Source organism: Collimonas fungivorans Ter331, assembly GCF_000221045.1.
Lineage (GTDB): Bacteria > Pseudomonadota > Gammaproteobacteria > Burkholderiales > Burkholderiaceae_D > Collimonas > Collimonas fungivorans_A.
The window spans coordinates 564,721-576,991 of sequence record NC_015856.1; the positions used below are offsets into that span (position 1 = coordinate 564,721).

At 61.5% G+C, this 12,271-nt stretch carries 8 protein-coding genes and 2 pseudogenes; 5 read left to right on the forward strand and 5 right to left on the reverse strand.

Translation table 11 applies throughout. The annotated features are described in order from the left end of the window. Nucleotides 1-11 precede the first annotated feature (11 nt). Complete coding sequence (locus tag CFU_RS02445; RefSeq protein ID WP_050808709.1) at nt 12-2,036, forward strand: cation:proton antiporter; 2,025 nt, start codon at nt 12-14, stop codon at nt 2,034-2,036. 73 nt (nt 2,037-2,109) lie between these two features. Beyond that, nucleotides 2,110-3,270, forward strand: coding sequence for a PepSY-associated TM helix domain-containing protein (locus CFU_RS02450; protein ID WP_190275218.1), 1,161 nt, complete (start codon nt 2,110-2,112; stop codon nt 3,268-3,270). Nucleotides 3,271-3,281: 11 nt separating this feature from the next. Here CFU_RS02450 and CFU_RS02455 read toward each other — a convergent pair whose 3' ends face one another. From CFU_RS02455 to uvrA, 3 genes are read right to left on the reverse strand one after another with little or no spacing between them, the layout of a single operon-like run. Beyond that, on the reverse strand, nt 3,282-4,502 hold the full coding sequence (locus tag CFU_RS02455; RefSeq protein WP_014004462.1) for an FAD-dependent oxidoreductase: 1,221 nt from the start codon (nt 4,500-4,502) through the stop codon (nt 3,282-3,284). A 23-nt stretch (nt 4,503-4,525) separates the two neighbouring features. Then, nucleotides 4,526-5,305 carry a phytanoyl-CoA dioxygenase family protein gene (locus tag CFU_RS02460; protein WP_041741113.1) on the reverse strand — a complete coding sequence of 260 codons (780 nt, stop codon included), beginning with the start codon at nt 5,303-5,305 and terminating at the stop codon, nt 4,526-4,528. 51 nt (nt 5,306-5,356) lie between these two features. Next, nucleotides 5,357-8,218, reverse strand: a complete 2,862-nt coding sequence (uvrA, locus tag CFU_RS02465; RefSeq protein ID WP_014004464.1) for an excinuclease ABC subunit UvrA — start codon at nt 8,216-8,218, stop codon at nt 5,357-5,359. Between the two features lie 199 nt (nt 8,219-8,417). Between uvrA and CFU_RS02470 the strand changes: the two genes are divergently transcribed. From CFU_RS02470 to CFU_RS25085, 3 genes and pseudogenes are all read left to right on the forward strand, one after another. After that, the gene (locus tag CFU_RS02470) at nt 8,418-9,671 is read left to right on the forward strand and encodes an MFS transporter (protein ID WP_425304683.1); all 1,254 of its coding nucleotides are present in this window, start codon (nt 8,418-8,420) and stop codon (nt 9,669-9,671) included. 46 nt (nt 9,672-9,717) lie between these two features. Then, nucleotides 9,718-10,212, forward strand: a complete 495-nt coding sequence (ssb, locus tag CFU_RS02475) for a single-stranded DNA-binding protein (protein WP_041741114.1) — start codon at nt 9,718-9,720, stop codon at nt 10,210-10,212. A 194-nt stretch (nt 10,213-10,406) separates the two neighbouring features. After that, nucleotides 10,407-10,656, forward strand: a pseudogene (locus CFU_RS25085) (tyrosine-type recombinase/integrase); the annotation flags it as partial. On the opposite strand, the gene CFU_RS02480 reads toward CFU_RS25085, so the two are convergent. Together CFU_RS02480 and CFU_RS23615 are read right to left on the reverse strand one after the other, a co-directional pair. Further along, nucleotides 10,649-11,686, reverse strand: a complete 1,038-nt coding sequence (locus CFU_RS02480) for a hypothetical protein (protein WP_041742941.1) — start codon at nt 11,684-11,686, stop codon at nt 10,649-10,651. The pseudogene CFU_RS25085 and the gene CFU_RS02480 overlap by 8 nt on opposite strands. A 439-nt stretch (nt 11,687-12,125) precedes the next feature. Beyond that, nucleotides 12,126-12,266 (reverse strand): annotated as a pseudogene (locus tag CFU_RS23615) (helix-turn-helix domain-containing protein); the annotation flags it as partial. Nucleotides 12,267-12,271 lie beyond the last annotated feature (5 nt).

Below are 12,271 nucleotides of genomic sequence, written 5' to 3' on the forward strand. Positions count from 1 at the left end.
ATTTACCAATGATGCTTACCGGACTAGAACTGACCATTTTGCTGCTTGGCTCCGCCGTACTGGGGGTGGTGGCTTTTCGCAGCTTCCATTTGCCGCCCATGCTGGGCTACCTGGTGGTGGGGATCCTGATCGGCCCGCACGCGCTCGGCTTTGCCGAAGACAACGCCACCACCCACGCGCTGGCGGAATTCGGCGTGGTGTTCCTGATGTTTTCGATCGGCCTCGAGTTTTCGCTGCCGAAACTGACGGCGATGCGGCATATCGTGTTCGGCCTGGGCATGGCGCAGGTGGTATTGACCATTGGCGCCACCATGCTGTTCAGCTGGCTGATGGCGCTGATCCTGCCGCAGCTCACCAACATCAGCTGGCAGGCCGCATTCGCCCTGGGCGGGGCGCTCACCATGTCTTCCACGGCCATCGTGTCGAAGCTGCTGACGGAACGCATGGAACTGGAAAGCGAGCACGGCCGCCGCATCATCGGCATCCTGCTGTTCCAGGACCTGGCGCTGGTGCCTCTGCTGATCGTGGTGCCGGCGCTTGCCGAACATAACGGCAACCTGCTGGCGACGCTGACCTGGGCCAGCGGCAAGGCGGTGCTGGTGCTGGCGCTGCTGCTGTTCTTCGGCCAGAAGGTGATGCGGCGCTGGTTCCAGATCGTGGTGCGGCGCCGCTCGCAGGAGCTGTTCATGCTGAACCTGCTGCTGGTCACGCTGGCCTCGGCCTGGATTACCGAGCGCGCCGGCCTGTCGCTGGCGCTGGGCGCGTTCATCGCCGGCATGCTGATTTCGGAAACCGAATACAAGCACCAGGTGGAAGAAGACATCAAATCGTTCCGGGACGTATTGCTGGGCCTGTTCTTCATCACCATCGGCATGCTGCTCAACCTGCGCCTGGTGATCGAACACTGGTGGCTGGTATTGCTGCTGCTGGCCGGGCCGGTGTTCCTCAAGTTCGTGCTGATTACGGCGCTGGCAAAACTCTTCCGCGCTTCCACCGGCGTGGCGCTGCGCACTGGATTGGCGCTGGCGCAGGCGGGGGAGTTCGGTTTTGTGCTGCTGAACCAGGCCGGCGGCCTGCAACTGGTCGATCCTTTGCTGGTGCAGCTGATCCTGGCGTCCATGGTGCTGTCGATGCTGGCGGCGCCGTTCATCCTGGCCAAGTCCGATGCCATCGTGATGAAGCTGTCTTCCAGCGAATGGATGATGCAATCGCTGGCCCTGACCCAGATCGCCACCCGCACCATGGCCACCAAGAAGCACGTGATCATCGCCGGCTTCGGCCGCAGCGGCCAGAGCCTGGCCAAGCTGCTGGAAGAAGAAGGCATCGATTACCACGCGCTGGATCTCGATCCGGACCGGGTGCGCGACGCGCGCGCTGCCGGCGCCCATGTTTCGTACGGCGACGCCTCGCGCCGCGAAAGCCTGGTAGCCGCCGGCGTGCATCGCGCCGCCGCCCTGGTGATCACCTATGCCAGCACGCCCTCCGCCTTGAAAGTGCTGCACCATGTGAGCGAGCTGGCGCCGGCATTACCGGTGATCGTGCGCAGCTACGACGATACCGATCTCGACCAGCTGCGCGCCGCCGGCGCCACCGAAGTGGTGCCGGAAGCCCTGGAAGGCAGCCTGATGCTGGCCTCGCATGCGCTGGTCATGCTGGGAGTGCCCTTGCGCCGCGTGGTGCACCGGGTGCAGGCGACGCGCGACGAGCGTTATGCTGCCTTGCGCGGATTCTTCCATGGCATCGACGATGCGCAGGACGCTGCCGATCATCTGCAGGTGCGGCTGCATTCGGTAGCCTTGCCGGAAGGCGCACGCGCCATCGGCCGTTCGCTGGCCTGGCTAGGCTTGCCGGAAATGGGCGCCGAGATCACCGCCCTGCGGCGCGGACGCAGCGGCATCCCCCTCACGCCCGAGGCAGTGTTGCAGGCAGGAGACATCGTCGTCTTGCGCGGCGCGGCGGATGCCATCTCTCGCGCAGAAGGGCGTTTGTTGCAGGCCTGGACCAGCACCAGCCAGCACAGCGCCGAAGATCTTTGAAATAATACCCATTCTCATTCAATCGACATTTACAATACAGGCTTTGTTAAGCCAAGTAAGCGGGTTTGTAATTGTGAAAAAAGCAATACGTCATTGGTTGGTCAAGCTGCACCGCTACAGCGGCTTGCTGCTGTCCTTGTTTATTGTCATGGCGGGCCTGACCGGGGCGGCGCTGGCGTTTAATGACGACATCGATGCCTGGCTCAATCCGCAGTTCTACCATCTCAGCCCCAATTCCAGCGGCAGCCGGCAGACTATCGATGCCCTGGTGGCCAAGGTGGAGCACGATTACCCGCATGCAAAGCTGGGATTTTTCGCCATGGAGCAGGATCCCAACGCACCGCTCCAGGCAAAACTGCGGCCGCGCAAGCCGAACGATGAGCTGGCGATGGATACGGTGTTTATCGATCCGGTCACGGCGGCCGTGGTCGGCGAACGCAATACCAAGGCGGTCAGCCTAGCGCCGCAGAACCTGATGCCTTTCCTGTTCCGCCTGCATCGCTACCTGTTGCTGGACAAGCCCGGCGCCATCATTTCCGGCAGCCTCGGCCTGATGTGGCTGGCGACGCTGCTGATCGGCTTCGCCCTGGCCTGGCCCCGGCATCGCAAGGGTTGGGGCAAGGCGCTCTCGATCAAGCGCGGCGCCGGCGGTTTCCGCCTGATGTATGACTTGCATCGCACGGTCGGCCTGGTGGCCGGCGTGCTGCTGGTGATCACCGCTTTTACCGGCGCCGTGATGAATTTGCCGGACGTGGCCCGTCCGCTGGTGTCCAGCCTGTCGCCATTGACGCCGCCGCCGAAGGAAGTCGCCAAGTCGCTGGCCACCGACAGCAAGCAGCAGATCAGCTGGCAGCAGGCGCTGGCTTCGGCGCAGGCCAGCATGCCGAGCGCCACGCCGGCGCGCATCGCGCGCGACGACAAACACGGCATCTACCAGATCCGCATGCGCAAGCCGGATGACATCCAGGACAGCGGCAGCGTGCGCGTATTTGTCGACGCTGGCGACGGCCATGTGCTGCGCGCGCTCGATCCATTGACGGGCTCGGGCGGCGATGCTTTCATCGGCGTGCAATACGGTTTGCATACCGGTCAGATACTGGGTCTGCCGGGCAAGATACTGGTCGCCTTCATGGGTTTCCTGCCGCTGCTGTTCATGATTACCGGCATCGCCATCTGGCTGAAAAAACGCAAATCGGAAACGATTGTGCGGGCCCGCCATCTGCACCAGGCCTGACCGTTTTCCTGTTATTTCGACTGCCGCAAGCGGCCATAGAGCCAGCCGGTCTTGCTGCCGCTGAGCGTCAGCGCCATCTGCTGGCGCGCCACCGGCAGGCGGCAGATCGGACCCAGGGCGATATCGCGCAAGGTGCTGGCGATGCGTGAATCGGACTGGAAGAACGGCGTCAGCAGCTTGCTGGCGCCCTGGTAATAACGCAGGTGGGGCCGCCGCCGTTGCGAATACAGCGCCAGCGCCGGTTCTACCGCAGAGCTCTCGGCAAAACATTGCGCCAGCGTCATGGCGTCGACCAGCGCCAGGTTGGCGCCTTGTCCCAGTTGCGGACTGGTGGCATGGGCGCAATCGCCGATGCAGACTATCCGGCCGTGGTGCCAGTGGCGCATCTGCACATCGGCATAGCGCGCGAAGGTGAGCTGTTCCGGTCTTTGTATGTGTTCCAGCGCCGGTGCTATCGGCGGCGCCAGCGCCAGTACGGTTTGTTTCCACGCCGCCAGGCCCTGTTCCTGCCAGTGCGGCAGGCGGTCCGCGCGCAGGCTCCAGAACAGGCTGAGAATCGGCTGCGTCATTTCCTGATAGGCGAATCCGGTGGGCATCAATCCCAGCATCTGCTGCGCGTGGTGGAACCACTGGCGCAAACCGCCCTGGGTCAAGCCGTCGTCCGGCACCAGCGCCCACAATGCGCCCCAGGGATAGGGCGTCACTTTTTGCGGAATCGCCAGCGCCGCGCGCAAGTCGGAGCGGGTGCCATCGGCAATCACGGCGCAGTCGAATTCACCGGCCTCGGCCTCGCTGCCGCCAGGCGCCGGATCGCGGGAAAACAACAGAGCCTGGCCGCCGCGCTGCTCTATGCGGGAGATATTGACGCCGCTGCAAACCTTGATGGCGGCCGTCTTCAGCGCTTCCCACAACACGGAAAACAAGGCGCCGCGATGCAGGCCTAGGCCGAACGACTGCGCGTCATGATGGCGGTAACGCACATCCAGCACCGTACGGCCGCCGGCCGTGGTGCCGAACAGGCGGTCATTGCGGGCGCCGTGCGCCAGGATAGGCTCCAGCAGTCCGAGCGCATCCAGCACGTGCATGCCTGTAGGCTGCAGCAAAATGCCGGCGCCGACCGCGGTCGGTTGCGCCACGCGCTCGAACAGCGTGACCTGATGGCCGGCGCGCGCCAGGAACAGCGCGCTGGCGGCGCCCGCGGTGCCGCCGCCGATGATGGCTATACGCTGCATGCTGGGAATGTCCCGAAGTGAGATTAGCTGCTTAGCAGGATATCTTCCGAGGCGGCGGAGCGGCTGCCGGGAACGGGGGGATTGCTTTTTCCATGATAGGCAAACACCACCGACTCCTTGACGGTGTCGGTATTGTTGCGGCCGGCGGCATGGAACAGGCCGCTATGGAAAAACACCACGTCGCCCTGTTGCAGTTCGACCGATTTCCCTTGCGCAAACAGGGCCTGGTTGGCCGCCACTTCCGGGCGCAGGAAATCCAGCTCGTCCATCTGCTCGGGTTTGATGTCGAAGCGGTGCGAGCCTGGAATGAAGCGCAGGCCGCCGTTGTTGGCGTTTTCGCTGTCCAGCGCCAGCCAGACCGAAATCAGTTCGTTGCGCGGGAACGACCAGTAGCGGATATCGCGATGCCAGCCGGTCGCGGTGCCGAAGTGCGGATGCTTGGTCATTACGCAGTTATGGTGCGACAAGGTCAGGCAGACCGCTTCGCCCAGCAGCAGTTCCAGCATCGCCACCAGCTGCGGATTTGTGGCCCAGGCGCGATAACTGCCGTCGCGCTGGTAGGCATTGCGCAGCCGCCGTGCGGTGCGGCCGCCGGCGCTGTCGAGCGACTTCGGCGCGCCGGCATAACCGACTTCGGATTCGTATTCCAGCGGCGCCACTGCCTGCGCCAGGTGGGCGTTGGCGGTGGCCGCCATCAGCTCGCAGTCGGCGGCCGGCACCAGGTGCGGCAAGACCAGATAACCATCTTTTTCGAAAGCGTCAATCTGCGCTGCAGACAGCGCCGGGGAGGTGTTGGTAGACATCGTTATCTCGCTATTGCATGTCCCGGCCGCGCTGGCCGGGGGCATGCCTGTTTATTTTTTCTTCGGTTTTTCCAGCAAGGGTCCCAGGTACTTGCCGGTAACGCTGGCCGGGTTCGCCGCCACCTGCTCCGGCGTGCCGGTAGCGATGATGCGGCCGCCGCCGGCGCCGCCTTCCGGACCGAGATCGATCAGCCAGTCGGCGGTCTTGATGACATCCAGGTTGTGCTCGATGATGACCACGGTATTACCCTGGTTGCGCAGGCGGTGGATCACTTTCAATAGTAGGTCGATGTCGTGGAAGTGCAAGCCGGTAGTCGGCTCATCCAGGATATACAGGGTGCGGCCGGTATCGCGCTTGGACAGTTCCAGCGACAGCTTGACGCGCTGCGCCTCGCCGCCGGACAGCGTGGTGGCGCTCTGGCCGAGGCGGATATAACCGAGGCCGACATCCAGCAGCGTATGCAGCTTGCGCGCGATCACCGGCACCGGCTTGAAGAACTCATAGGCTTCTTCCACCGTCATGCCCAGCACTTCGGTGATGCTCTTGCCCTTGTAGTGCACTTCAAGCGTTTCGCGGTTGTAGCGCTTGCCGTGGCAGACGTCGCACGGCACGTAGACATCCGGCAGGAAGTGCATTTCGACCTTGATCACGCCGTCGCCCTGGCAGGCTTCGCAGCGGCCGCCCTTGACATTGAACGAGAAACGGCCGGCGTTGTAGCCGCGTTCCTTGGCCATCGGCACGGTCGAAAACAGGTCGCGGATCGGCGTGAACAAGCCGGTATAGGTGGCCGGATTGGAGCGCGGCGTACGGCCGATAGGGGCCTGGTCGACCGAGATCACTTTGTCGAAATGCTCCAGTCCGCCTATCGATTCATGCGCCGCCGGTTCCGCCTGCGAACCATACAGATGGCGCGCCGCGGCATGGTACAAGGTGTCGTTGACCAGCGTCGACTTGCCCGAACCGGAAACCCCGGTGACGCAGGTCAGCAAGCCGACCGGCAGGTTCATGGTGACGTTCTTCAGGTTGTTGCCGGTGGCGCCGGTAATGATGAACTGGCGGTCCGGATCGGCCGGTATGCGTTTCTCCGGCACGGCGATTTTCAAGGTGCCGTTGAGGTACTTCGCGGTCAGCGATTTCTTGCTTTTGAGGATCTGTTCCAGGGTGCCTTCGGCGATCACTTCGCCGCCATGCACGCCGGCGCCCAGGCCCATGTCGACCACATAGTCGGCGGTGCGGATCGCATCTTCGTCATGCTCCACCACCAGCACGCTGTTGCCGATGTCGCGCAGATGGCGCAGGGTTTCGATCAGGCGGTCGTTATCGCGCTGGTGCAAGCCGATCGACGGCTCGTCCAGCACATACATGACGCCGGTCAGGCCGGAACCGATTTGCGACGCCAGGCGGATGCGCTGTGCTTCGCCGCCGGACAAGGTGTCGGCGCTGCGTTCCAGCGACAGGTAATCGAGGCCGACATTGTTGAGAAAGGTCAGGCGCGAGACGATTTCCTTGATGATGCGGTCGGCGATTTCCTTCTTGGCGCCGGTCAGCTTCAGTTTTTCAAAGAAGGTCAGCGTTTCGCGCAAGGGCGTCGCCGCGACTTCGTAAATGGCGCGTTCCTGTTTGCCGTTGCCGACCTTGACGAAGCGCGCTTCCACGCGCAGCCGCGCGCCATGGCAGGACGGGCATTCTTTTTCATTGATGAACTTGGCCAGCTCTTCCTTGACCGCCATCGAATCGGTTTCGCGATAACGGCGCTGCAGGTTGTTGACCACGCCTTCAAATGTGTGTTCCTTGATCACAGTGCGGCCGCGTTCGTTGACATAGCTGAACGGTATGGTTTCCTTGCCGGAGCCATACAGGACTGCCTGCTGTGCTTTCTCCGGAAGTTTTTCAAACGGCACGTCGATATCGAAAGCGTAGTGCGCCGCGATGCTGGTCAGCATCTGGAAATAGAACTGGTTGCGCCGGTCCCAGCCCTTGACCGCGCCGCTGGCCAGCGACAGGTTAGGGAAGGCGACGATGCGCTTGGGATCGAAAAACTCGATATGGCCCAGGCCGTCGCATTCCGGGCAGGCGCCCATCGGATTGTTGAACGAAAACAGGCGCGGCTCCAGCTCCTGCAGCGAATAACCGCAGATCGGGCAGGCGAACTTGTTGGAATACATGTGTTCGGTGCCGCTATCCATCTCCAGCGCAATCGCACGGCCCTCGGCCAGGCGCAATGCGGTTTCGAAACTCTCCGCCAGGCGCTGCTTGGTGTCGGCCTTGACTTTCAGGCGATCGATCACGACGTCGATGGTGTGCTTCTCGGTCTTCTTCAGCTTGGGCAGGTCGTCGACTTCATAGATCTTGGCGGCGCCGGTGCCGCTCTGGATGCGGAAGCGCACAAACCCCTGGGCCTGCATCTGTTCGAACAGGTCGACATGCTCGCCCTTGCGGTTGGCCACCACCGGCGCCAGGATCATCAGCTTGGTATCGTCCGGCATCGCCAGCACCGCATCGACCATCTGCGACACCGACTGCGCCGCCAGCGGCTTCTCCGGATGATCCGGGCAGTAAGGCGTGCCGACCCGCGCATATAGCAGGCGCAGGTAATCGTGGATCTCGGTCACCGTGCCGACGGTGGAGCGCGGATTGTGCGAGGTGGCTTTCTGTTCGATCGAAATCGCCGGCGACAGGCCTTCGATCAGGTCGACATCCGGCTTTTCCATCAGCTGCAGGAATTGCCTGGCGTAGGACGACAGCGATTCGACATAACGCCGCTGGCCTTCCGCATACAGCGTGTCAAACGCCAGCGACGACTTGCCGGAGCCGGACAAACCGGTGATCACGATCAGTTTGTTGCGGGGTAAATCCAGATTGATGTTCTTGAGGTTATGCGTGCGCGCACCCCGGATGCGGATCTCTTCCATTTACAGCTTTCAGCGTAAGTTTAAGGCCGTGTTGGCTTGTTGGAATTGCAATTCACGTCTGCAAGGCTTGCCGCAGCCCCTGGCGGGAATCGCTGCCGGGCGCGGCCATGCCATATCAAACGGATCAACCTGATACTATAACGGGTTTCGATCTTCGTCGTTGTGCAGCCGTGACAGGCGCCATTCGCCAATACCCAATATGAATAATTCGTCTTCCTCTTTCGACAGCGAAATGAGCAGTGAAATCAGCAGCGGCATGAGCCGCGCCGAAGTCAAGGCGAGCGCCTCCCTGGCGTCGATATTTGCGTTGCGCATGCTGGGCCTGTTCCTGATCTTGCCGGTGTTTGCGGTGCACGCCAAAACCTTGCCCGGCGGCGACAGCGCGGCCCTGGTCGGCCTTGCCATGGGAATCTACGGCCTGGCGCAATCGTTCGGGCAAATCCCGTTCGGCGTCGCCTCCGACAAATACGGCCGCAAGAAGATCATCGTGATCGGCCTGATCCTGTTTGCGCTGGGCTCCTTCATCGCCGCCGCTGCCGGCAATATCTACTGGGTCATCATCGGCCGTGCGATCCAGGGCGCCGGCGCGATTTCGGCGGCGGTGACCGCTTTCATCGCCGATTCCACCCGGGAAGAACATCGTACCAAGGCCATGGCCATGGTTGGCGGCTCCATCGGGCTGACCTTTGCCTTGTCGCTGATCGTTTCGCCGCTGCTGTACCAATGGGTAGGCATGGGCGGCATCTTCGCCCTGACCGGCATCCTGTCGCTGGCCGCGATCGTGGTGGTGGTGTGGCTGGTGCCGTCGGCGCCGCTGGTCAAGGCCAGGCGCGTGGCGTGGTCGGAGATCTTGCGCAACGGTGAGCTGATGCGGCTCAACTACGGGGTGTTTGCCCTGCACATGACGCAGATGGCGATGTTCGTGGTGATGCCGGCGGCGCTGGTCAAATACGCTGGCCTGCCGCTGGAGTCGCACTGGAAAATCTACCTGCCGGTGGTGCTGGCGTCTTTTGTGCTGATGCTGCCGCCGGTGTTTGTCGGCGAGAAGCAGGGCAAGATGAAGCAAGTGATGCTGGCGGCCGTGGCCTTGTTGTTTGTCGTGCAACTCGGCCTGTTGGCGACATTCTCGATGGCAACTATCCACTGGCAGTGGCTGGTCGTGCTGCTGCTGGGGTTTTTCATCGCCTTCAACGTGCTGGAAGCGAGCCAGCCGTCGCTGGTGTCGCGCATCGCGCCGCCGGCCGCCAAGGGCGCTGCGCTGGGCGTGTACAACACCATGCAGGCCCTGGGTTTGTTCTGCGGCGGCGCCCTAGGCGGATTGCTTAAACAGCATGCCGGAGCCCCCTCAGTATTCATTTTAGGAGGGGCGGCGACCCTGTGCTGGCTTATAATCGCATCCAGCATGAAAAATTTGCCGCGCCGTGGCCGCACAGCCACCACCGCGGCAGCATGATTTCCAAGGCATTTTTTCAAGATATTCGTATTTAGGAGAGCATCACATGGCATCGGTCAATAAAGTCATCATCGTCGGCAATCTCGGCCGCGACCCGGAAACACGCTACATGCCGAACGGCGAAGCCGTCACCAACATTGCCGTCGCCACCACGGAGAGCTGGAAAGACAAGAACAGCGGTGAGAAAAAAGAATTAACCGAGTGGCACCGCATCACCTTCTATCGCAAGCTGGCGGAGATCGCCGGCCAGTACCTGAAAAAAGGTTCGCAGATCTACATCGAAGGCCGCCTGCAGACGCGCAAGTGGCAAGACAAGGATGGCGCCGAGCGCTACACCACCGAAATCATCGCCGACACCATGCAGATGCTGGGCAGCCGCCAGGGTGCGGGCGGCAGTGCGCCTATGGATGGTGGCGACTACAACAGCGCGCCGCCGGCACGCCAGCAAAACACCAGCGCCCCGGCTGCTCCGGCCCGCCAGGCGCCAGCTTCCCGGCCAGCACCGAATTTCTCGGATATGGATGACGATATTCCGTTCTAGGATATACGTTTTTATATTTGTAAATAAAATGAGCGCAGCCCCTGAAAAGGCTGCGTTTTTTCTTGTCTAGACTTTTTTGAGGTCGTTTTTTCTTGTCTAGACTTTTTTGAGGTCGTTATTTCATCCATTAAGGTATGCCTAAAAAAATGTAAACAATGACTTCACGTTACACCGTGCGCACCATGCGCTCGACGGCAAAACGGTTGCGGACCCGGGGGCTGAGTTTGAGGCGGCAGCGGCGCATATTGAGCAGGCATCTACGCATTGGTTGCGGCATACGGCGGGCTCGCATTTGAGCGAGCCCGCCGACCTGAAATTGTGCGCGACAACCTTGGGCATGCAAACTTGAGCACAACCAGCATTGATCTTCATACCGAAGACGACGCCCGGCACGACGCCACGGACCCCAGACTATGCGACAGCACGCAGGGACAGGCTATTTGAGCGGCGTGCCCCCTGCATTGCGATAGGCGGCCGTCTTCGCGAACAGGTTGCCGCCGTCGGTTTCAGCCGTGGTCGACAGGTCCGATCCTTGGCCGAACATCAGAGCCGCGACATGGGCGCTCGCAACCTGGTCCATGTGCGAGAACAGCCAGTCCACCTTGTCGTCCTGGTAGTGGTAGTCGGTGTTGTTCTGTGCCATGTTGCCGATCGGGATCTGCCAGACGACGATCGGGTGGCCGACCGCCTCGGCCATCTGTTTCCAATAGGCGAGTTGCGCGGCCCACTTCTGGTCGCTCCAGAATGAGTTGCCATTCCCCAGCTTGGCGTTGAGTCCGGCGTCCGTGGATTCAACCTCCCCGACGAGGAAGTCTGCACCCTTTCCTCCGAGGGTCACATAATCTTTGGCACATTTATCCACGTTGCCCGGCCAGTCCCAGCAGGTGAGGTGCAGGCCGACGGCCGTGTTGGGAGCGTACTTCCGGGCCATTGCGATCAGGCAGTGAGCCAGACCCGCCACAGTGTTCGCCTGGTCTGCGCAGTCGGTCGGATTCGCAGCCGTCACCTGCGCCGGGACTTGGTCCAGAGGGCCGTACCCTCGCGCGAAACCAAAAAAATCGGGTTCGAGATCGATCATGTCGTGCGAGGCGCCGATCTTCTGGAGGAAGAAACGGTAGTCGTTCAGGTATCTGGTGAGGAGGTCGACCTGGTTGACCGCCGTCACCTCGTCCTGCCACTTGTTCACGGGCGCCAGGAGGCCGAGTTCAAACCATGTCCACATCACTGTCTGCGGATACGATTTACCCAAGTAGGTGGCCTGCGCAGCGCGGGCTTGGACGCCGGGGATGAGCCCCCCGATGCTACCGCCCGCGCATCCCCACCAGTTTGTCCCATTCGGGCAGGACGTCGCCGTGTACAGGGCGCTCGACGGTGCCGGCGGACTGACGACGTATTGGTACTGAGCGTCGAATGGTGCGGCAACCGAAAGAGCATCAATCGACGTTCTTCCGATCAACACCGTGCTCTTGCCCATGAAAGTGACATTTGGCGTAGAGCCCGTGCCGGTTGGCGTAGACCCGGTGCCGGTTGGCGTGGATCCTGTGCCGGTTGGCGTAGACCCCGTGCCGGTTGACGTGGACCCTGTGCCGGCTGGAGTGGCTCCCGTGCCGGTTGAGGAAGAGCCTGTTCCGGCATCACTCATGCCGCCACCACACGCGCTGAGTATCACGCAGGCAGAGATCGTTATAAAGAATTGTTTTTTAAAAAGAAATGTCATATTTTTTGTATGCGATAGTTGTCATATGGAAACTTCATAGCACTATCCGTGCCACATCGAATATCGAACACGCAGTAGGAATTCAGGCAAAAAGGCCGAAGGTGATTCGACCTTGTGCCACCAGGATATGGACAGAAAATTGACCGAAAAACAAAAAAACTAACAAATTTTGTTAGCGCTAACACCGACTGGGTAGCGATGGCGATTGGCGCTCAGCATAGGCAGGCTCAGTCGTTTCCGAGCGCAGGTAGCGTCGGACCGTGTTGCGCGAGATGCCCAACCGCTTGGCAATCTCCCTCAGTGGTACCTGGTCCCGAAGGTTGCCGGCAGATGTTATGGTCT

Excerpts from the sequence above, each read along its gene's own strand:
- CFU_RS02445 (WP_050808709.1), top strand. The coding sequence starts at position 12 with ATGCTTACCGGACTAGAACTGACCATTTTGCTGCTTGGCTCCGCCGTA.
- CFU_RS02455 (WP_014004462.1), bottom strand. The coding sequence starts at position 4,502 with ATGCAGCGTATAGCCATCATCGGCGGCGGCACCGCGGGCGCCGCCAGC.
- CFU_RS02460 (WP_041741113.1), bottom strand. The coding sequence starts at position 5,305 with ATGTCTACCAACACCTCCCCGGCGCTGTCTGCAGCGCAGATTGACGCT.
- uvrA (WP_014004464.1), bottom strand. The coding sequence starts at position 8,218 with ATGGAAGAGATCCGCATCCGGGGTGCGCGCACGCATAACCTCAAGAAC.
- CFU_RS02470 (WP_425304683.1), top strand. The coding sequence starts at position 8,418 with ATGAATAATTCGTCTTCCTCTTTCGACAGCGAAATGAGCAGTGAAATC.
- ssb (WP_041741114.1), top strand. The coding sequence starts at position 9,718 with ATGGCATCGGTCAATAAAGTCATCATCGTCGGCAATCTCGGCCGCGAC.
- CFU_RS02480 (WP_041742941.1), bottom strand. The coding sequence starts at position 11,686 with ATGGGCAAGAGCACGGTGTTGATCGGAAGAACGTCGATTGATGCTCTT.